We start from the raw sequence: 19463 nt of genomic DNA, 5'->3' as shown, positions 1-19463 counted from the left end.
ACCTGATCAGGCGCTGCTCTTGCGGTACCAGCGGGGTGAGGTGGTGATCGGCGGGTCCAGGTTCGCCTCGACCACGATCATGGCGGGCCCGGTGGTGTCCGCGAGGGCCTCCCGGAGGCCGTCGAAGCCCTTCAGGGTCACCGCGGGGACGCCGAAGCTCTCCGCCAGCTTCGCGAAGTCGGGCCGGGTGAGGTCGACGCCCGTGTGGGCGTGCCCGGCGATCCGCTGGTCGTAGCGGAGCATGCCGTAGCCGCCGTCGTCGACGAGGACGATCGTCACCGGCAGGTTCTCCTGCCGCAGCGTCGCCAGGTCCCCGCACGCGAACAGGAAACCGCCGTCACCGACGACCGCGATCGTCCGGTTTGCGACCGCCGCGCCGATCGCCGCGGGAAAGCCGAAACCGAGCGTGCCCCAGCCGACCGGGTACGCGAGACCGCGTTCCCTGGTGACGTGGTGGAAGCCGCCGACCCAGTAGCCGGGGATGCACATGTCGGCGACGATCGTGGCGTCGGTGCCGGCGAGGGCGTCGAGGAACCGCACGGCTTCGGGGGAGTCCGCCTCGGCGAACGCCCGCACGTCGGCGTTGACCGCCTCGACGTCGAACACCGCTTTCTTCTCGGTCACGGCCGCCGCCAGAGCCGCGGTGACCGACGCCGCGTCACCTTCGACGACCACGTCGGCGGGGTAGTTCTTCGTCGCGTCGTCCCGGTCGACGTTGACGGCCAGCAGCGCGGAGGGCCTGGGCTGCAACCAGTTCTGCGTCATCATGCCGTCGAAGTCCGTGCCGATGGCGATCACCAGGTCGGCCTCGTCCCACAGCCTCCCGGCGGGCGGCGTGTGCACCGGGCCTCGCACGACGAACGGGCTGTCGCACAGGCCACGCGCGCCGTAGGTGGTGAGGACCGGTGCGCGCAGCTTCGCCGCCAGGTCGCCCACCGCCGCACCGGCTCCTGATCGTGCGGCGCCTCCTCCTGCCCAGATCACCGGCCGCACCGACCTGGCGATCAGCTCTTCGGCGTCGGCCAGGTCGGGCACGGGTGGGAGCGGCTCGGCCTCCTCGGGCAGGTGGCGTGGCACCTCGGCGGAGAGGAAATCCGTCGGCACGCCGAGGTAGACGGGTCCGTGCGGGCTGCGCAGAGCCTGCCGAACGGCCTGGTCGACGTACGCGCCCAGCTCCGGAGCCGACGGAACGTCGAACGACGCCTTGGTGACCGGCCCGAACAGGGCCCTCTGGTCGCGTGTTTCGTGCAGCACGCCCCGGTGCACTCCTGGGCGCCGGAGCGTAAACGGGATGTCCGTGGCGACCACGAGGACGGGGCTGCCCGATGCCCACGCCTCACCGGTCGCGCCGAGCGTGTTCGCCGCGCCGGGCCCGGTGGTCACGATCGCCACGCCGAGACGGCCCGTCGCCCGTGCGTAGCCGTCCGCCGCGTAGACCGCCGTCTGCTCGTGCCGCACGCCGATCATGCGGATGCCGGGGTGCTCGCGCAGCGCCTCCCAGACGGCGAGGTTGTGCACGCCGGGCAGGCCGAACACCACCTCGACGTCGTGCGCGGCCAGTACGTCCAGCAGGCACCCGGCACCGTTCGGCATGGGCTCGACGCTAAGGGCTGCTTACCGGCCGGGCAACGAACACGCAGTGGTTCTGGCGCTCAGCCTCATGCGACGTACTTCTCCCGAGCGCTACCGGCGTCCGGTACCGTGGTCAGCGGCGTCCGAGCAGACGTGAGGCTGGAGCCGCTCCCCGGCGTTGAGCGGCGTTCTCCGCCGCGGTGTTCAGCAACTCCTGCTCACTGAAGCGAACCGACCACCGAGACGCGTGCACTGCGTCCTTGTCGTGCCGAGCCGGGCGGCGGAAACGAGGACTGCTGTCATGGCACGTCTGTCCACCACGGACCAGCTCGCCGATCTGCGGCGCCGCTACACCGGCGAGAACCTGTCCCAGGCGGTTCCGGCCGTCCGCTCCGGGGAGCCGCTGCCCGGTGCGGCCACCGAGGCGCAGCGCCGGCTCGAAGCCAGGGTGCTGCTCGCGGCGTGCACCGCCGCCAGCGTGCTCCAGCTCATGCCGCCCGCGAGCATCATCAGGCCCTGCCACGTCTTCCGCGCGGTCGAACCGGGTGAGGTCGTCAAGCTGCACTTGGCCGCCCGTGCGCTCGGGCCGCTGCTGTTCGAGCTGCTGCCGCGCACAGAGGACGGCTTCGGCATGGGCATCGCCGGGCTGCGTCACCGCCAGTACCGGCGGTCGTCCGAGCTGACCACCGGTGACGCCGCTGTCGTCCTCGTCGGGGTCGACGAGCGGGCGTGGGACGCCGGTATGCGGTACATGCGCTGGATGCACGAGTTCCGCGGTGTCGCGTACACCGACGGCGGCGGCACCGCCGACGAGATCGCGGAAGCGGCCACTGGGAGCGCGCTGCTGCGCCGGGTACACCTGTGGCATGACGCGAGCTGGCTGCGAGCACTGCCGATGGGGGACACCTGGTTCGTCGAGTGGGCGGGTGGTCCCGCCGAGGCGGAGATCCGGGAGCGGCTCGGGCACGAGGTCTTCGGCACGACCGCCGAGGTCGCGCTCCGCCGCCTCGACCCGCCCGCCGAGGACGTGGACGAGGGACTGCGGAGCTACCCGTGGCCGGAGGAGTTCGTGTCTGCCGTCACGGCCGCCGGGCCTGATCAGCGGCCTGACCGCCGGTAGACTGCCCTTTCGCACGCCGGAACGACTGTCAGGAGGACCCCGGTGACCCAGCAGGCTGCCGAGGCCCAAGCCGAAGCCACGCGCAAGGCCCCCCGCGTGCTCGTCGCCGAGGACGAGGCGCTGATCCGCCTCGACCTCGTGGAGATGCTCCGCGAGGAGGGCTACGACGTGGCGGGCGAGGCCGCTGATGGTGAAGAGGCCATCAAGCTCGCGTCCGAGCTGAACCCCGACCTCGTGATCCTGGACGTCAAGATGCCCAAGGTCGACGGGATCGAGGCAGCGCAGCACATCGCGGGCAACCGCATCGCGCCGGTCGTGATCCTCACCGCGTTCAGCCAGCGCGACCTGGTCGAACGCGCCCGTGACGCCGGTGCGATGGCCTACCTGGTCAAGCCGTTCGCCAAGCGGGACCTGGTGCCCGCGATCGAGCTGGCGATCAGCCGGTTCACCGAGCTGGCCGCACTGGAGCAGGAGGTCGCGGGCCTCACCGAGCGCCTCGAGACGCGCAAGGTCGTGGAACGCGCCAAGGGCGTGCTCATGACCAAGCAGGGGCTGTCGGAGCCGGAGGCGTTCCGGTGGGTGCAGCGCACCGCCATGGACCGCCGCACGACGATGAAGGCCGTCGCGGAAGCCGTCATCGAGAACTTCGGCTGAGCTCGAGCCACACGGAGTCCGTCTGCCGCCCCGGGTCCTCGGGGCGCAGGCGGACTTCGACGTTGTGGCGGCCTGCCAGCGCGAGCCCGATCTCGTGCCTGCCCCCGACCCCGCCGGGCATCGGCACCGTCGCGGCGTGGCCGCTGTCGACGTACACCTCAAAACCCGCCAGAGGCGCCACTGTGCGCGCGAAAGCGGCGTCGAGGGTGACCACCAGGGTCACGTCGTTCGGTGTCACACGAGCGAACTCAGCGGTCAGCACGGGCAGCACGGGCGCCGGTTCCCGCGGCGCGTCCGCCAGCTCCACCGCCGACCGGCCCGGCACCTCCAGATAGCTCTCCAGCACCTGGGCCTGCGACGCGCCCGGCATGCGCAACACGAACGGGGTCATCGTGGCGGGGCCGTCCGCGCCGAGCAGGTCGGCGGGCAGGTCACCGGTGACGGTCAGCTCGCTGTCCTCGGCGCCGGACCACCCGCTGACGGCCGGCCGCAACGGCACCCGTGCCGTGCCCAACTGCGCGACGAGGCCGTTCGGGTCACCGCCATCGCCTATGCGCACCGTCGCGCGTAATCGTGCCGACGAAGCCCCACGCAGTGGTGCGCGCGCTGTGCCGATGCCGGGCGCGTCCTCGTCAGGCTCCAACACCCGCAGCGTCCCCGCCACGATTTGCGTCTCCACGACCTCCTCCGCGGGCGGAACCGAGCTGGTGATGCCGATGGCGTCGATCTCCACCCGTCCGGGGTAGCTGGGAGGCGGCGTCACGCCGACAAGCACGCTCGCCTCACGCCACGAAGGCACGGCAGGGAGTGCGGCTATGTGCACGCCGTCCTGCAGAACGCGCCCACCGGTACGTGTCAGCACCACCTCGAACCGGTGCAGAACGCCCGCGCCCCGTGTTCCGGGCGCCACCGAGTCGTCCACCACCACGCGAACCGCTTCGGCAGGGGGAACGGGCCCGGTGCGGTCAGGACTTCCCGGCACGAGGTCGATGACGAGGCGGCCGCGCGGTCCGGCGGCATCCGTCACCACGGCGACGCGGCCCAGCTCGTCGGCGCCGGACAGCCGCAGGAGCGTCCGCGAGCGCAGCACCGCCGTGTCGTCGCCACACGGCATGTCCACCACGAGCCGGCCATTCCCGGCATAGGGGTTCACGCATCCCCGGCGTGCGCTGAGGTGGTAGCGCCGCTCCAGGAACCGGTCGTCGAACTCGTCGAGACCTCCGGCGTACGCACGTCTCCACGAGTTGTCGTCGGGACGTTCTTCGGCCTCCACAGGAGCGGAACGCCGCCCGAAGGCGTCGACCGTCCGCACCTGGGCCCTTCCCGAGCCCGTGACCTCGGACGACGCGACGAGCCTGCCGTCCACCTCGTACCCGGCCGCGCCGTCGACGGGTGTCCATTGGACACGTCCGTCATTGCTCCATGCGGCTGACGGCGAATCCGGGTGAACCGATTGAGACGGCAATGTGATGAAATCGGCGGCGTACGGCCGCAGTCGAACGGCCTCTGAGCTGGGATTTCGGGGCGACTCGGCGGGCTGTCGCAGCACCAGGACGGCCGCTGTGAGCCCTGCGGCAATGCACAGAAGTGCGATGAGCCGACGACGGGGAGTCATACGTGCACGTTATGACAGCCGTCCAAAGAGTGAACTGAAGTTACCGTATGTGACATTCCTTAAACAAAACATAACGCCGAGTTGCGTTATGGTCACGAGCCCTCCGGCCTTGATGACTGGAGTCACAGTCATCCCCTAGGTTCCGGCCATCCCTCAGGAGAGGGTGATGGAGCGGTGCGCGGAGAACTCGCGTCGCCGGGAGCAGGGATAGAGGAGGGACATCACGTGCGTAAGCACTCTGTGAAGTCCGCAGCGATTGTCGGGTCAGCGCTGCTGGTTCTTGCAGCCTGTGGCTCGAACAAGGATGAAGCCGGCGGCAACAACGGGGGCAGCTGCGACACGTCGAAGGGCACTCTGACCGTCGGTGTTGTCGCTCCGCTGTCCGGCAACCTGTCCGCGCTCGGCCTCGGCATCAAGCAGTCCGCCGAGCTCGCCGTGGACGAGGCCAACAAGAAGTGCACGGTCCCGGGCTACAAGCTGACCGTGTCGGCCCAGGACGACGAGGCCAACCCCGCGAAGGGCGCCCAGGCCGCCACCAAGCTGTCGACCGACCCGAACGTCGTCGGTGTCGTCGGCACGCTGAACTCGTCGGTGGCCCAGACGGTGCAGCCGATCCTGCAGGAAAAGAAGATCGTCCAGGTGTCGCCCGCGAACACCAGCCCGACGCTGACCAGGGGCGCCGAGTTCCAGACGGCCCCGAAGCGCCAGTACGACAACTACTTCCGCGTCTGCACCACCGACGACCTGCAGGGCCCGTTCGCGGCCAACTACCTCGTCGAGAAGGCCGGCAAGAAGAAGATCGCGATCATCACCGACGGCAAGACCTACGGTGAGGGTCTGGCGGCCGAGCTGCAGAAGCAGGTCACCAAGAAGGGCGGCGAGATCGTCGGCGCCGAGAAGGTCGGCGAGAAGGACACCGACTTCTCCGGTGTCATCGCCAAGATCAAGGGCCTCAACCCGGAGGCCGTCTACTACGGCGGTGAGTACCCCGTCGCCGGCCCGCTGTCCAAGCAGATGAAGGACGCCGGTCTCGACGTCCCGCTGATGGGTGGCGACGGCATCTTCGACGGCAAGTTCGTCGAGCTCGGCGGCAAGGAGGGCGACCTCGCCACCTCCGTCGGCGCCCCGACCGAGTCGCTGGCCACGGCCAAGTCGTTCGTCGAGGCTTACAAGGCGAAGTTCGGCAAGGAGGACTACGCGGCCTACGGTGCGTTCTCCTACGACTCCGCGAACGTGATCATCGGCGCGCTGGCCAAGACCGTCGAGGGCGGTGCCTGGGACGAGTCGAAGCGTGAGGCCATGCTGACCAACGTCGCCGCCTACAGCGCCTCCGGCGCCACCGGCGAGGTCAAGTTCGACGAGTACGGCGACAGCACCAACAAGGTGCTCACCGTGTACCAGGTCACCTCGAGTGCCTGGAAGGACGTTCAGACCGGCGAGTTCACCGGCTGATCGGCTACCCGATCACTGATTGAAGCCACGGCGGGGGCGGGCGTTGTTTGCTCGCCCCCGCCGTCTACGGAGGTAGTCGTGTCAGTCCTGCTCCAACAGCTGGCCAACGGCGTGATCCAGGGCGCGTTGATCGCCCTGATCGCCCTTGGTTACACGATGGTGTACGGCATCATCCAGCTGATCAACTTTGCCCACGGCGAGGTCTTCATGGTGGCCTCGTACGGAGGTCTCGCCACGTTCACGCTTCTTCCTGACGACCTCAAGAAGACGCCCGCCGTGGCACTGCCGCTCATGTTCGTCGGCGGCATCGCGGTCGCGGTCCTGGTGGCCGTGGTCATGGAACGCTTCGCCTACCGGCCGCTGCGCGGCTCGTCCCGGCTGGCCCCGCTGATCACCGCGCTCGGCGTGTCGGTGTTCCTGCAGGAGGCCGTGCGCGTCTGGTACCCGGACGCCACCTCGAACCTGCCCTACCCGAAGGTCTTCCCGGAAGGGAACCTGTCCCTCGGCGCGGTCAACATCCCGTGGACGGGCGTCCTGCTCATCGTGCTGTCCGTCGGTCTGTCGATCATCCTGCAGACCTACATCAACAAGTCGCGGATGGGCCGGGCGATGCGCGCCACCGCGCAGGACCCCGACACCGCGAAGCTGATGGGCGTCAACCCCGACCGCGTCATCGTCCTGACGTTCGTCTTCGGCGCCGTGCTCGCGGGCGTCGCGGGCGTCATGTTCGGCGGTTACCTGAACAACATCAACATCGACATGGGCTTCCAGAACGGCATCTTCGCCTTCACGGCGGCCGTGCTGGGCGGTGTCGGCAGCATCCGCGGCGCTGTCGTCGGCGCGTTCATCATCGGTCTGATCAAGACCCTGTCCGGTCAGTACATGCCGGGTGGCACCCAGTACGACTACGTCTGGATCTTCGTGGTGCTGATCCTCGTGCTCGTCTTCCGCCCGCAGGGTCTGTTCGGTGAGCCGGAAAGGGTGCGCGCATGAGCACGGTCGCCATTTCGGAGAAGCGCTCAGCGCTCGCACCCCTCGGCAAGCCGCTCGCGATCGCCGGTGGTGTCCTCGCCGTCGTCGCCGCCCTGCTGCCCTGGGTCACGTTCAGCCTCAACGACGGCAACTGGCCGGACAAGTCGACGCTGCAGTTCTTCGACGCTCCGTTCCTCGTCACCGGCTTCCGGTGGCACATGCTGCTGTTCGGCGTGTTCATCCTGGTCGCGGCCCTGGCGCCGACCCCGTCGCGTGGCCGGGTCCTCCGGGCGCTCGGCTGGGGCACCCTGGCCGTGTCGTTCATCAACGCGCTCTACATCACGATCAAGGGTGGCGGCCTCGGTGCCATCACCGCCCTCGACGGTGAGGTCGCGTTCGGTGGTGTCGTCGGCGTCGTCGCCGGTGTGCTCGTGATCCTCGCGAGCTACGGCATCGGCATCGAGCCGGTGGCGGACTGGAAGTTCAAGGTCTCGACCCCGGTCGCCTACCTGGTGCTGCTGGTGGCGTTCGGCGGGGTGCTCTACGCCGTCGCCGCGATGCTGACCACCGGTGGCGTCGGTGCCTCGAACCCGTACGCGGGTGCGATCTTCCTGTCGTTCCTCGGGTTCGCGGGTGGCGTGCTCGCCGCTCTCAGCGGTGTCGGCCTCGTGCGGTGGATCTCGGCTCTGTCCGAGGAGCACCGCGTGTTCAGCGTCATCGTGCTGGCGGCGTGCGCGTTGCTGCTGCCGTTCACCGACGCGGGCAACGAGTACTGGATGACGGTCGCGGCGAACATCGGCATCTACGCCGCCACCGCGATCGGCCTGAACATCGTCGTCGGCCTCGCGGGTCTGCTCGACCTCGGCTACGTCGCGTTCATGGGCATCGGCGCCCTCGTCGCGGCGAACTTCTCCGGCGCGGCCACGGCGTACTTCGGCTTCTCCCTGCCGTTCCCGGTCGCCGCGGCGATCGCGGCCGTCGTCGCCGGCATCTTCGGCGCGATCGTCGGCTCGCCGACGCTGCGGGTCCGCGGTGACTACCTCGCGATCGTGACGCTGGCGTTCGGTGAGATCTTCACCCGCTCCGCGCAGAACGACATCGGTGGCTTCACCAACGGCTCCAACGCCATCCCCGGCATCCCGGCGCTGTCGCTGTTCGGGGCGGAGTTCAACCGCTCGATCACGATCGGCCCGGTGAAGCTCCCGGGAGGTGTTCTCTACTACATCCTCATCGTGCTGCTCGTCGCGGCCACGATGGCGGTGTTCGCGAACCTCAAGTTCAGCCGCATCGGCCGTGCCTGGATCGCGATCCGGGAGGACGAGGACGCCGCCCGCGCGATGGGCATCCGCACCGGCAAGATGAAGATCCTCGCGTTCCTCATCGGCGCCATGCTCGCGGGTCTCGCGGGCGCGGTGTTCGCGCACAAGAACGGCACCGTCTCGTACGAGTCGTTCAAGTTCCTCGAGTCGATCACGCTCCTCGCGGCGGTCATCCTCGGCGGCATGGGCTCGATCCCCGGTGCCGTCCTCGGTGCCTCGCTGCTGTTCGTGCTGCCCGAGAAGCTGCGCGACTTCGAGGAGTACCGCCTCATGATCTTCGGCCTCGCGTTGATCCTGATCATGCGGTTCCGGCCGGTCGGCCTCATCCCCGACGCGCACCGGCGCGCCGAGATGGCCGAGAAGGCCGATGAGAACGCCGAAGAGGCGCACGTGGAGGCGAGGAAGGCATGAGCACGCCTGTTCTGGAGGCGCGTGACGTCTCGATGGTCTTCGGTGGCCTCAAGGCGTTGAAGGGCGTCACCCTGACGCTCGAGGAAGGCAAGATCGTCGGCCTGATCGGCCCGAACGGCGCGGGGAAGACGACGTTCTTCAACTGCCTGACGGGTCTGTACACGCCGACCACGGGCCAGGTGCTGCTCAAGGGCAACGTCCTGCCCGGTGACCCGGCGAAGGTGACGGACGCGGGCGTGGCCCGCACGTTCCAGAACATCCGCCTGTTCCCCAGCATGACCGTGCTGGAGAACGTCATGGTGGGCCGGCACGTGCGGATGAAGCAGGGCCCGCTGGCCTCGCTGTTCCACGGCCCGGCCTACCAGCGCGGTGAGAAGGCGGCGCGGGAGCGGTCGCGGGAGCTGCTCGCGTTCGTCGGCCTCAACGGTGTCGACGACGAGCTCTCGCGCAACCTCCCGTACGGCGACCAGCGCCGTCTGGAGATCGCGCGCGCGTTGGCGACGGACCCGGCGGTGCTGCTGCTGGACGAGCCCACCGCGGGCATGAACCCGCAGGAGACGGAAGCGACGCAGCAGCTGATCTTCCGCATCCGCGAGACGGGTGTGTCCGTCGTCGTCATCGAGCACGACATCAAGTTCATCTTCGGGCTGTGCGACTCGGTCTCCGTGCTCGTGCAGGGCGAACTGCTCGTCGAGGGCAGCCCCGCGGTCGTGCGGGCGGATCCGCGGGTGGTCGAGGCGTACCTCGGCAAGCCGCCGGAGGAAGTCCAGCACGACGTCGAGGCCGCGAAGGGAGAGCAGGCATGAGCCCGCTGCTCGAAGTCCGCAACCTCTCGGTCGCCTACGGCGCGATCGAGGCCGTCCGGGACATCTCGTTCACCGTCGAGGCCGGCCAGATCGTGTCGCTGATCGGCTCGAACGGTGCGGGCAAGACGACGACCCTGCGCACCATCTCGGGGCTGCTGCGTCCCGCGTCGGGCGAGATCCTGTTCCAGGGCAAGCCCATCCACGCGGAGCCCGCCCACGCCATCCTCGGCATGGGCATCTCGCACTCCCCGGAGGGCCGTCGGCTCTTCCCGCGGATGACCGTGGAGGAGAACCTGCAGCTCGGCGCGTACGTCCGCAAGGACGACGGCGTGCAGGCCGACATGGACCGGGTCTACGAGCTGTTCCCCGTGCTGGGGGAGCGGCGGCACAACAAGGCCGGGCTCTTCTCCGGTGGTGAGCAGCAGATGCTCGCCATCGGCCGCGCGATGATGTCGAAGCCCCGTCTGCTGATGCTCGACGAGCCCTCGATGGGTCTCTCGCCGATCATGACGCAGAAGATCTTCGACACCATCAAGGAGCTGCAGTCGCTGGGCACCACCATCCTGCTCGTCGAGCAGAACGCCCTCGCGGCGCTGGCGTTGTCCGACCACGGCTACGTGATCGACCTCGGCAGGACCACCCTCGACGGCCCGGGGCACTCGCTCCTGGCCGACCAGCGGGTGCGCGACGCGTACCTGGGCGAGGTCCACTGAGGTAGGCGTTCGGGGAAGCGGGGCGGAGGACTTGTCCTCCGCCCCGCTTCTCGTTCACGTGCCCTCGAACGGGGCCGGTCCGCGGGGCAGGGTACCGGCGGTGACCGGCCTGCCTCGCGCGTCGACGGCGCGACAGGTGCCGCGCCTCGCGTCCACGGCGTGGTCGCCAGGGTGGACGACGAGCCGGTGGGTGTCCATCGTGGACGCCCGGACGGCGTCGAGGAGGTCGCCGCGGGCCGGGTGGGCGGTCGCGGCGTCCGGGGCCGCCGCCAGCGCGACCACCATCACCACCACCACCGCGCCGCACAGGACTGTTGCTGTCAGCCAGGTCATGCGGTCGAGCCTGCCCGGCTGACCCCGGTCGCACAGCGGGGTTCACCGCACAGCAGGGGTGGGGTTTACCGCAAGACCGCGGTGGGGTTCACCGCAACCGTCAGGCCCCGGGAGCCTGGGGACGGATGATGCAGGTGAGGCGGGCGGTGCAGGTGCGCCTGCCGTCCTCGTCGGTCACCACGATCTCGTACGTCGCCGTGCTGCGGCCGAGGTGGATCGGCCGCGCGACGCCGGTGACGAGGCCCTCGCGGGCGGCTCGGTGGTGGGTGCAGCTCAGCTCGAGCCCGACCGCGATGGAGCCGAACTTCGCGGCGTGCATCGCGGAGCCGAGCGAGCCCAGCTGCTCGGCGAGCACCGCGTTCGCGCCGCCGTGCAGCAACCCGAACGGCTGGCGGTTGCCCTTGACCGGCATGGTGCCGACCATCTCCTGCACATCCCATCGGGTGATTTCGATGCCCATGCGGGCGTGCAGCTGCTCGTCGGCGTACTCGGTGGGCAGGTCGGGGGTCACGCGGGCTCCAAGGGCTCAAGCAAAACTGTCAGACCCCCACCCTAGACTCGGGCTCGTGACTCCCTCAGACGTGAAGCGGCTCCTGCTCATCGACGGTCACTCGATGGCCTACCGCGCGTTCTACGCCCTGCCCGCCGAGAACTTCGTGACGAAGACGGGCCAGGTCACGAACGCCGTGTACGGCTTCACGTCCATGTTGATCAACATCCTGCGCGACGAGAAGCCCACGCACGTCGCGGTGGCGTTCGACGTGTCCCGCAAGACGTTCCGGTCCGAGCAGTACGCCGAGTACAAGGCGGGCCGCTCGAAGACGCCGGACGAGTTCCGCAGCCAGGTCTCCCTGATCAAGGACGTGCTCGCCACCCTCCGCATCCCCACGATGGAGAAGGAGAACTACGAGGCGGACGACGTCATCGCGACGCTGACCACGCAGGCCGTGGCGCAGGGCTTCGAGGTGGAGATCGTCACCGGCGACCGCGACGCGTTCCAGCTGGTCAACGACCAGGTCACGGTGCTGTACCCGGTCAAGGGCGTCTCGGAGATGGGGCGGTTCACCCCGGCGTACGTCGAGGAGAAGCACGGTGTGCGGCCCGACCAGTACGCCGACTACGCGGCGGTGCGCGGCGACTCGTCGGACAACCTGCCGAACACGCCGGGCGTGGGCCCGAAGACGATCATCAAGCTGCTCAACCAGTTCGGCGGGCTCAACGAGCTGGTCGACCGCGTCGACGAGGTGCCGGGCAAGGTCGGCGAGGCGCTGCGCGGCAACCTGGCGAACATCATCATGAACCGCCAGCTCACCGAGCTGGTCAAGGACGTCGAGCTGCCGTACACGATCAGCGAGCTGGAGTCCCAGCAGTGGGACCGCGACGCCGTGCACGCGCTGTTCGACGAGCTGGAGTTCCGCGTCCTGCGCGACCGTCTCTTCCAGACGCTCACGACGGCGGAGCCCGAGGCCGAGGAGGGCTTCGAGGTCTCCGGCGGCGCGATCCCGGCCGGCACGCTCGCGAAGTGGCTCGACGAGCACGCCCGCGGGGCCCGCGTCGGCGTGGCGCTGCGCATCACCACCGACCTGGAGGGCGTCGCGCTCTGCACGGCCGACGGCGAGGGCGGCTACGTCTCCGTCACCGAGCTGAACGAGGCCGACGAGCAGGCGCTCGCCGCGTGGCTGGCCGACGAGAGCGTCGCCAAGGCGGGCCACGACCTGAAGCTGCCGCTGCGCCGCGTGCGGGCGCGCGGGTGGAAGCTGCGCGGCCTCACCTCCGACACGGCGCTCGCCGCCTACCTGGTGCGGCCCGGCCAGCGGTCGTTCGCGCTCGACGACCTGGCGCTGCGCTACCTCAAGCGCGAGCTGCGCGCGGAGGAGTCCGGCGACGGCCAGCTGTCGCTGCTCTCCGACGAGTCGGAGGAGGCGCAGAAGGTCGCCACGAGCGCGATCCTGCGCGCCCGTGCCGTGGCCGAGCTCGCCGACCGCCTGGACGCCGAGCTCGTCACCATCGGCGGCGCCGACCTGCTCGTGAACCTCGAGCTGCCGCTGATGAACGTCCTCGACGACGTCGAGGCCGTCGGCATCGCGATCGACGTCGAGCACCTCTCGGAGCTGGAGGCGCACTTCGCGGCGGGCGTGAAGCAGGCGGCGCAGGACGCGTACTCCGTCATCGGCAAGGAGATCAACCTCGGCAGCCCGAAGCAGCTGCAGGCGGTCCTCTTCGACGAGCTGAAGATGCCGAAGACGAAGAAGACCAAGACCGGCTACACCACGGACGCGGACGCGCTGCAGAACCTGTTCGAGCAGACCGAGCACCCGTTCCTGCAGCACCTGCTCTCGCACCGCGACGTCACGCGGCTGAAGTCCACTGTGGACGGCCTGCTGAAGTCGGTGGCCGACGACGGCCGCATCCACACGACGTTCCACCAGACCATCGCCGCCACCGGCCGGCTGTCCTCGACGGACCCGAACCTGCAGAACATCCCGATCCGCACGGACGAGGGCCGCCGCATCCGGCAGGCGTTCGTCGTCGGCGACGGCTACGCGGAGCTGATGACCGCGGACTACAGCCAGATCGAGATGCGGATCATGGCCACGCTGTCCGGCGACGAGGGCCTGATCGCGGCGTTCAACAGCGGCGAGGACCTGCACACCTACGTGGCCTCGCAGGCGTTCTCGATCCCCACCTCCGAGGTGACGGGCGAGATGCGCCGCCGCATCAAGGCGATGTCGTACGGCCTCGCCTACGGCCTGTCGGTGTTCGGCCTGTCGCAGCAGCTGCGCATCCCGACCGAAGAGGCCCGCGAGCAGATGGAGGCGTACTTCTCCCGCTTCGGCGGCGTGCGCGACTACCTCAACGAGATCGTCGAGAAGGCCCGCAAGGACGGCTACACCGAGACCGTCCTCGGTCGCCGCCGCTACCTGCCGGACCTCACCTCCGACAACCGCCAGCGCCGCGAGATGGCCGAGCGCATGGCGCTCAACGCGCCGATCCAGGGCAGCGCGGCCGACATCATCAAGGTGGCCATGCTGGGCGTGTTCCGCGCGCTGGAGTCGTCCGGCCTGCGGTCGCGGATGCTGCTGCAGGTGCACGACGAACTGGTGCTGGAGGTCGCCGAGGGGGAGCGCGAGGCCGTCGAGGCGCTCGTGCGCGACCAGATGGGCCACGCCTACGAGCTGCGGGTGCCGCTGGAGGTCTCGGTCGGCGTCGGCCGCTCGTGGGACGACGCGGCGCACTGACCCGCACCGCCTGAGGGGCGCGGCCGGAGATGCGGCGCCCTGGCGGGCAGCGTGGGGAAGAGGCCGTGCCGGCAGGCAGTGCGGGAAGGTCGTGCCACGGCAGGCGGCGCTTGTGGAAAAGCAGCCGGGCGGGCACCGCCAGGCTGGCGGTGCGGCATGACCCGAGGGTTGCGACTGCGCCCAGGCGAGATGGTCTTGGCGTGGTGAGCCGGGGGCAGCTGCTCTGCCCGCTCCGGGCTGCCTTGACGGTCGGTCAGCCGGGTGCCTGCCGTGTCGGCTTACCGCGTCCCGTGCGCGGGTGAACCGCGTCGGCCGGGGCGTACGTGTGGTGGGTGTCCGCGCATGAGGGAGACCTGCTATGCCGTACCAGGTTGGGCTCGATCTCGGATCCGCAGGCACCACGGTGGCCACCGACCGCGGTGTCACGACGACGAGGCGCCGTTGCGGTGCCCCGGCGAGGGAGATCGCCGTCGCCCTCGGCGAGCTCGCGCGGCGGCGCGGGGAGCCGCCCAGCCGGGTCGCGTTGACGCATCCGGTGACCTGGCCGCACGAGCACCTCGAGCAGCTTCGCCAGGACCTCGTCGACGAGGGGCGGGCGGACGTCCTGTTCGTGCCGGCGCCGCACGCCGCCGCCATCGCGTTCGAAGAGGACGCGCGAGTGCCCGAGCACGGCACGGTCGCGGTGTTCGACTTCGGCGCCACCGGGTGTGACATCGCGGTGCTGCGCAAGCAGGGCGTGTTCCTGCTGGCCGGTCTGCCGGAACGGGTCGAGGTCGGCGGGTCCTACCTGGACGACCTGGTGGCGGAGCACGTGATCGCGAAGATCGGGACGCACAGCCGGGAGCTGGTGCGCAGCTGCGCCGAGGCGAAGGAGCTGCTCGGCAGCTACCCGGAGGTGCGGATCCCGTACGTCGCGGAGAACGGCGCCGGGGCGGAGAGCGGCGAGGTGCGCGAGGTCCGGTTGAGCAGGCTGGAGTTCGAGGCGGTTGTCCGGCCGGTGGTGGAGCTGACCGTCGACGTGCTCGAACGGGTCGCCGCGAGTGCCGGGTCGGGTCCGCCCGACGTCGTTCTGCTCGTCGGTGGCTCGTCGCGAATTCCGTTGGTGGCCAAGGAGATCGCGGCGCGGCTCCGGGTTCCCGTGCTGCGGGCGCCCGACGGTGCGGCGGCGATGGGTGCGCTGGCCGAGGCTCGGCGGCTGGAGCCGGAACCGGTGGAGGAGCCGGCGGTCGAGGTGCCGTTGCCGAGGCAGGAGGACGAGAAGCGGCATCTTCCGACGACGCCGTTCATCGCTGCCGGACTCCTCGCGCTCGTCCTCGGAGGAGGATGGGCCGCACACGAGGCGATGGCTCCGCGTCAGGTGATGACGGAGAACACGAGTGTGCGGCTGGAAGCGCCTGGGACGGCTGAACTGCCGTTCATCGAGTGAGCGCGTGCCCTCAGGACCGGATTCGCGGCACCTCGCTCGGGGCGAACGGGACGCCGGTGCGCAGCGCCTTGGTGCCGACCACGCACAGTTCACCGAGCATGCTCACGCCGATCGACAGCGGCGTCGGCGCGTGTTCGTCGATCAGCATGCCGAGGCCGATGCTCGTGCCGAGCGACGTCACCCACACGACCAGCGTCCACGGCGTGTAGCGCTGCCACAGGTAGCCGTCCCGCTTGAAGAAGCCGATCGTCAGCCCTCGTAACGCGCCGAACGCGAACCCGGTGATGAGCGGAAGCAGGTAGATGACGTGGAACTCCTCGACGGCGCGGATGCCGAAGAACAACAGGAACGCCGGCGGCGCCAGCAGGTCGCGGGCGTTGAGCGGTTCTCCCCGGAACCTGCGCACCAGCACGTACAGGACACCCACCGCTATCAGCGCGTACGTCATCAAGCTCCCCCTAAGTAGCATGACCCTGCTACTTAAACTAGCAGAGTCGTGCTACAAAAAGGCGGTGTCTCCCCGAGTCGTCGATCCCGCCGCCCGTCGCCAGGCCGTCGCCGAGGCGGTGTTCCGGGTGGTCGTGCGGGACGGTGTCGAGCAGGCGTCACTGCGCAACGTCGCGGTCGAGGCGGGGCTCGCGATCGGTTCGGTCCGGCACTACTTCGACAGTCACGACGACATGATCATCTTCGCCGTCGACGCGTTGATCCACTCGATCCAGGACCGGGTCGCGGCGCACGTGCGGTCGCTCGACGACCGCTCGGACCCGCGCCGCCCGGCGGAACGCGTGCTCTCCGAGGTCCTGCCGCTCGACGAACGCCGTCGTGACGAGGCGGTGCTGTGGCTGGCCTTCGCGACGGCCGCCAGGACCCGGCCCTCGCTGCTGCCGCACGCCGAACGGCTCTACGACGGGCTGCGGTGGCTGTGTCTGCGCGCGGTGTCGTTGATGGCCGAGGCCGGCACGATCTCGGCCTCGCTCGACCTGGGGCTGGAGGCGGAGCGGCTGGCGTCGCTGCTGAACGGCCTCACCGTCGACGGAGTGCTGCACCCGGACCGGATGACGCCCGACCTCGCGATGTCCGTGCTGCGCAGGCATCTGGAGTCGTTGAGCTACTGAGTCCTCGGTGTCACAACCACGTCGCGTGCGGTCAGTTCGGTGGCGCACTCCGTGCATTCGACCTTCGCGCGCACGTCGCCGCCGCAGTCGCGGTGGTGGAGGTGGAACGACTCTTCTTCGTCGGGCGCCATCCACTTCTCACCCCACGTGCGCAACGCCATGAGCACGGGGTAAAGGTCCCTGCCCTTCTCCGTGAGCCGGTATTCGTGCCGTGTGCGGCCATCGGCCTGATAGGGCACGCGCTTCAGCACGCCTTCCTGCAGCAGCACGTTGAGGCGGTCTGTCAGGACGCTGCGCGAGATCTCCATCGAGGACTGGAAGTCCTCGAACCGGCGGGTTCCCAGGAAGATCTGGCGGAGCAGCAGCAGCGTCCAGCGCTCGCCCAGCAGCGCCGCGGGGCGGCCCAGGGTGCACGGCAGGCTGGCGAAACTCGCGTACGACATGACCCCAGGATATCCCTTGCGTTCGTTTTTCGAACTCAGCTACAGTTCGGATTCCGAACTCAGGGGGTCGTCCACATGCGCGTCACCGAGCTCAACCGCGACACCGCAGGCGAGGCCGTCGACGCGGTCTTCGCCGGCCTCTCCGCGCAGAGCCGCTACCTGCGGTTCCACTCGCCGACGCCGCGGCTGACCGCGTCCGCCCGCCGGGCGCTGACCGACGTCGACGGCGAGCGGCACGCGGCCCTGTGCGCCCGGATCGGTGGCACCCCGGTGGCGATCGCGCGGCTGATCAGGACCGGCGAGTGCGGGAGCGCCGAGATCGCGGTCGCGGTGGTCGACCTCTGGCAGCGCCGGGGCATCGGCCGCAGGTTGCTGGAGGAGCTGTCGGCCGTCGCCGCGCGGATGGGCGTCGCCGAGCTGCACGGCGAGGTGCTGCCGGACAACCGCGCCATGCTGGAGCTCGTGCGGAAGGTGCTGCCCGGCGTGCGGCTGACGCGGGAGGACGACACGGTCCACCTGAGCTACCCGCTGGCGTGGGCGACCGCGGAGATCACCGACGCCGACCTGGTGAACAGCTTGCTGGGTGGCTGAGGGTCCCGTCCCGAGGGCGGAGATCGGTGCCCGCGCGGGCGGTCGTTCACGGTTGACCGGCGCGGACTCCCGGAACACAAGACGTTCGACCGGACCGGGACTTCACATCGCCTTGCTACGGTGACCGCCATGAAGAGGTGGGGGATGCTGGCGGTCGCGGCGGCGGCCATCACGTTCGGTTCGACGCTCGCCATGCCCGACGTCGCGGAGGCGGCCGCCGCGGAGGGCGGCGTGCTCTGCGGGACGTACGAGGCCAACTCCAAGATCACCCGCAGCGAGATCCTGGCGCGCTCGCGCACGTGGATCAGCGCCCGCGTCCCCTACAGCCAGAGCGACTGCTTCGGCAACAAGTACGGCGCCTACCGCACCGACTGCTCCGGCTTCGTCTCGATGGCCTGGGGCCTGCGGATCTCCTACACCACCCACATCCTCGAGCAGGTCGCGCACCGCATCGACTGGGAGGACCTGCGCCCCGGCGACGCGCTCAACGACCGCGAGAACCACGTCGCGCTGTTCATCGGCTGGGCCGACGCCGCCAAGACGCGCCCGATCGTGCGCGAGCAGGCCGGCCCCGACGGCAGCAGGCCGGTCCAGCGGGTCTGGAGCGCGAGCACGGCCCGCAAGTACGTGCCGCTGCGCTACAACAACCTCGTCGAGTCCGGCGGCGCGAGCGCCGGCAGCGAGACGCCCGTGACGGACAAGACGGTCGTCGAGGCGGGCCCGCAGATCTCGAACACCGGTCAGCAGCAGCTCGAGGTGTTCGCGCGCGCCGCGGACGGCACGATCATCACGAACTTCCACAAGACGAGCCGCTGGAACGGCTGGCAGCAGCTCGGGCCGGAGCTGTTCGCCGGCGACCCGGTCGCGCTGATGAACCCGGAGACGAAGATCGTCGAGGTGTTCGCGCGCGGCACGGACGGCAAGGTCTACCGCCGCGTCGACGGCCAGTGGCTCGCGCTCGGCGACGCGGTCGTCGCGGGCGACCCGGTGCTCAGCTGGAACGCCAAGACCAAGGCGGTCGAGGTCCTCGCCCGCGGTGAGGACGGCACGCTGCTGCGCTTCACCGACGCGTGGGCGCCGCTCGGCGACCGCAAGGTCCAGGGCAGCCCCGCCGTCGCGGGTCAGGACGTCTACGCCCGCTCGGCCGACGACAAGCTGGTCAAGTGGGACGGCACCGCCTGGCAGGACCAGGGCGACAAGAAGATCCTCAGCGACCCGAGCGTCGCCGTCGGCCAGGTCTTCGTGCGCACCGCGTCCGGCAGCGTCGAGCAGTACGCGGCGGGTGTGTGGCAGTCGCTCGGAGGCACGGGCATCGGTGCGCCGTCCGCGGTCTTCAACTCGACGACCGGCTCCATCGACGTCGTGCAGCTCGGCGAGAACGGCGTGGTCGAGCACGCGCGGGCGACCGGCAGCGGCTGGACCGCGTGGGCGAAGCTCGGCACCACCAAGGTCGCCGAGGCGCCGTCCGCGATGTACCACGCCCAGACCAAGACCATCGAGGTCTTCGCCCGCACCGACGACGGCAAGCTGATCCGCCGCTTCTACAAGGAGAAGGCCGGCTGGAGCCAGTGGGCCCTGCTGAGCGACCGCGCCATCGGCTGACCTCGTCCACTGTGGACGGCCCTGGCGGAACCGCCGCGCGGTCCGGGGGCGGTAGTCTCCCGCGAGGTCCGCTGTGT

The 19463-nt window shown here is 69.8% G+C and carries 18 protein-coding genes; 12 read left to right on the top strand and 6 right to left on the bottom strand.

Annotated features, from left to right (window positions below; translation table 11 throughout):
* Positions 1–6 precede the first annotated feature (6 nt).
* The gene (locus BLT23_RS29065) at positions 7–1593 is read right to left on the bottom strand and encodes a thiamine pyrophosphate-binding protein (protein WP_090054589.1); all 1587 of its coding nucleotides are present in this window, start codon (positions 1591–1593) and stop codon (positions 7–9) included.
* Between the two features lie 280 nt (positions 1594–1873).
* On the opposite strand from BLT23_RS29065, the gene BLT23_RS29060 reads away from it, so the two are divergent.
* Positions 1874–2692: a hypothetical protein gene (locus tag BLT23_RS29060; RefSeq protein ID WP_090054586.1), complete on the top strand. Its 819-nt coding sequence runs from the start codon at positions 1874–1876 to the stop codon at positions 2690–2692.
* A 42-nt stretch (positions 2693–2734) separates the two neighbouring features.
* Positions 2735–3346 (top strand): ANTAR domain-containing response regulator, encoded by a 612-nt coding sequence (locus BLT23_RS29055; protein WP_090054583.1) that lies wholly within the window; start codon positions 2735–2737, stop codon positions 3344–3346.
* On the opposite strand, the gene BLT23_RS29050 is transcribed toward BLT23_RS29055, so the two are convergent.
* On the bottom strand, positions 3327–4712 hold the full coding sequence (locus BLT23_RS29050; protein WP_090054580.1) for a hypothetical protein: 1386 nt from the start codon (positions 4710–4712) through the stop codon (positions 3327–3329). The genes BLT23_RS29055 and BLT23_RS29050 overlap by 20 nt on opposite strands.
* Positions 4713–5186: 474 nt before the next feature.
* Here BLT23_RS29050 and BLT23_RS29045 point away from each other — a divergent pair, with 474 nt between their 5' ends.
* The 5 genes from BLT23_RS29045 to BLT23_RS29025 all read left to right on the top strand — a co-directional run bounded on the left by BLT23_RS29045 (position 5187) and on the right by BLT23_RS29025 (position 10634).
* Positions 5187–6413, top strand: coding sequence for a branched-chain amino acid ABC transporter substrate-binding protein (locus BLT23_RS29045; RefSeq protein ID WP_245744291.1), 1227 nt, complete (start codon positions 5187–5189; stop codon positions 6411–6413).
* Between the two features lie 78 nt (positions 6414–6491).
* Positions 6492–7406: a branched-chain amino acid ABC transporter permease gene (locus BLT23_RS29040; protein WP_090054574.1), complete on the top strand. Its 915-nt coding sequence runs from the start codon at positions 6492–6494 to the stop codon at positions 7404–7406.
* On the top strand, positions 7403–9115 hold the full coding sequence (locus tag BLT23_RS29035) for a branched-chain amino acid ABC transporter permease (RefSeq protein WP_090054571.1): 1713 nt from the start codon (positions 7403–7405) through the stop codon (positions 9113–9115). The genes BLT23_RS29040 and BLT23_RS29035 overlap by 4 nt, the downstream gene beginning before the upstream one ends.
* Positions 9112–9921 (top strand): ABC transporter ATP-binding protein, encoded by an 810-nt coding sequence (locus BLT23_RS29030; protein ID WP_090054568.1) that lies wholly within the window; start codon positions 9112–9114, stop codon positions 9919–9921. Before BLT23_RS29035 ends, BLT23_RS29030 begins: the two co-directional genes overlap by 4 nt.
* Positions 9918–10634, top strand: a complete 717-nt coding sequence (locus BLT23_RS29025; protein WP_090054565.1) for an ABC transporter ATP-binding protein — start codon at positions 9918–9920, stop codon at positions 10632–10634. Before BLT23_RS29030 ends, BLT23_RS29025 begins: the two co-directional genes overlap by 4 nt.
* Positions 10635–10688: 54 nt before the next feature.
* Here BLT23_RS29025 and BLT23_RS29020 read toward each other — a convergent pair whose 3' ends face one another.
* Together BLT23_RS29020 and BLT23_RS29015 are read right to left on the bottom strand one after the other, a co-directional pair.
* Positions 10689–10967, bottom strand: coding sequence for a hypothetical protein (locus BLT23_RS29020; protein ID WP_143036081.1), 279 nt, complete (start codon positions 10965–10967; stop codon positions 10689–10691).
* A 100-nt stretch (positions 10968–11067) separates the two neighbouring features.
* Entirely contained in the window at positions 11068–11427 is a 360-nt protein-coding gene (locus tag BLT23_RS29015) for a hotdog fold thioesterase (protein WP_090054560.1), read from the bottom strand.
* A 154-nt stretch (positions 11428–11581) separates the two neighbouring features.
* Here BLT23_RS29015 and polA point away from each other — a divergent pair, with 154 nt between their 5' ends.
* The gene (gene polA / locus BLT23_RS29010; protein ID WP_245744314.1) at positions 11582–14206 is read left to right on the top strand and encodes a DNA polymerase I; all 2625 of its coding nucleotides are present in this window, start codon (positions 11582–11584) and stop codon (positions 14204–14206) included.
* A 358-nt stretch (positions 14207–14564) separates the two neighbouring features.
* The gene (locus BLT23_RS29005; RefSeq protein ID WP_090054556.1) at positions 14565–15632 is read left to right on the top strand and encodes an Hsp70 family protein; all 1068 of its coding nucleotides are present in this window, start codon (positions 14565–14567) and stop codon (positions 15630–15632) included.
* Between the two features lie 10 nt (positions 15633–15642).
* Here the strand turns inward: BLT23_RS29005 and BLT23_RS29000 are convergent, their stop codons facing one another.
* Positions 15643–16080, bottom strand: a complete 438-nt coding sequence (locus BLT23_RS29000; RefSeq protein ID WP_245744290.1) for a DUF1453 domain-containing protein — start codon at positions 16078–16080, stop codon at positions 15643–15645.
* Between the two features lie 64 nt (positions 16081–16144).
* Between BLT23_RS29000 and BLT23_RS28995 the strand changes: the two genes are divergently transcribed.
* Complete coding sequence (locus BLT23_RS28995) at positions 16145–16750, top strand: TetR/AcrR family transcriptional regulator (RefSeq protein WP_245744288.1); 606 nt, start codon at positions 16145–16147, stop codon at positions 16748–16750.
* Here the strand turns inward: BLT23_RS28995 and BLT23_RS28990 are convergent.
* Positions 16744–17193 carry a winged helix-turn-helix transcriptional regulator gene (locus BLT23_RS28990; protein ID WP_090054547.1) on the bottom strand — a complete coding sequence of 150 codons (450 nt, stop codon included), beginning with the start codon at positions 17191–17193 and terminating at the stop codon, positions 16744–16746. The two genes, BLT23_RS28995 and BLT23_RS28990, sit on opposite strands and share 7 nt — an antisense overlap.
* Before the next feature lie 75 nt (positions 17194–17268).
* Here BLT23_RS28990 and BLT23_RS28985 point away from each other — a divergent pair, with 75 nt between their 5' ends.
* Both BLT23_RS28985 and BLT23_RS28980 read left to right on the top strand, forming a co-directional pair.
* Entirely contained in the window at positions 17269–17784 is a 516-nt protein-coding gene (locus tag BLT23_RS28985; RefSeq protein ID WP_090054545.1) for a GNAT family N-acetyltransferase, read from the top strand.
* A gap of 129 nt (positions 17785–17913) precedes the next feature.
* A complete protein-coding gene (locus BLT23_RS28980; RefSeq protein ID WP_143036080.1) occupies positions 17914–19386 on the top strand; it encodes a DUF8189 domain-containing protein in 1473 nt (490 codons plus the stop codon).
* Positions 19387–19463 lie beyond the last annotated feature (77 nt).

Source organism: Lentzea fradiae (assembly GCF_900100955.1).
Taxonomy (GTDB): domain Bacteria; phylum Actinomycetota; class Actinomycetes; order Mycobacteriales; family Pseudonocardiaceae; genus Lentzea; species Lentzea fradiae.
The sequence above is the reverse complement of the archived record's forward strand: the minus strand, read 5'-3'. Positions and strand labels throughout refer to the sequence as shown.

Bases quoted from the DNA above. Each gene is read 5' to 3' on its own strand.
- BLT23_RS29065 (WP_090054589.1), bottom strand. From the start codon at position 1,593: ATGCCGAACGGTGCCGGGTGCCTGCTGGACGTACTGGCCGCGCACGAC.
- BLT23_RS29060 (WP_090054586.1), top strand. From the start codon at position 1,874: ATGGCACGTCTGTCCACCACGGACCAGCTCGCCGATCTGCGGCGCCGC.
- BLT23_RS29035 (WP_090054571.1), top strand. From the start codon at position 7,403: ATGAGCACGGTCGCCATTTCGGAGAAGCGCTCAGCGCTCGCACCCCTC.
- BLT23_RS29030 (WP_090054568.1), top strand. From the start codon at position 9,112: ATGAGCACGCCTGTTCTGGAGGCGCGTGACGTCTCGATGGTCTTCGGT.
- BLT23_RS29025 (WP_090054565.1), top strand. From the start codon at position 9,918: ATGAGCCCGCTGCTCGAAGTCCGCAACCTCTCGGTCGCCTACGGCGCG.
- BLT23_RS29020 (WP_143036081.1), bottom strand. From the start codon at position 10,967: ATGACCTGGCTGACAGCAACAGTCCTGTGCGGCGCGGTGGTGGTGGTG.
- BLT23_RS29015 (WP_090054560.1), bottom strand. From the start codon at position 11,427: ATGGGCATCGAAATCACCCGATGGGATGTGCAGGAGATGGTCGGCACC.
- polA (WP_245744314.1), top strand. From the start codon at position 11,582: ATGGCCTACCGCGCGTTCTACGCCCTGCCCGCCGAGAACTTCGTGACG.
- BLT23_RS29005 (WP_090054556.1), top strand. From the start codon at position 14,565: ATGCCGTACCAGGTTGGGCTCGATCTCGGATCCGCAGGCACCACGGTG.
- BLT23_RS29000 (WP_245744290.1), bottom strand. From the start codon at position 16,080: ATGACGTACGCGCTGATAGCGGTGGGTGTCCTGTACGTGCTGGTGCGC.
- BLT23_RS28990 (WP_090054547.1), bottom strand. From the start codon at position 17,193: ATGTCGTACGCGAGTTTCGCCAGCCTGCCGTGCACCCTGGGCCGCCCC.
- BLT23_RS28985 (WP_090054545.1), top strand. From the start codon at position 17,269: ATGCGCGTCACCGAGCTCAACCGCGACACCGCAGGCGAGGCCGTCGAC.
- BLT23_RS28980 (WP_143036080.1), top strand. From the start codon at position 17,914: ATGAAGAGGTGGGGGATGCTGGCGGTCGCGGCGGCGGCCATCACGTTC.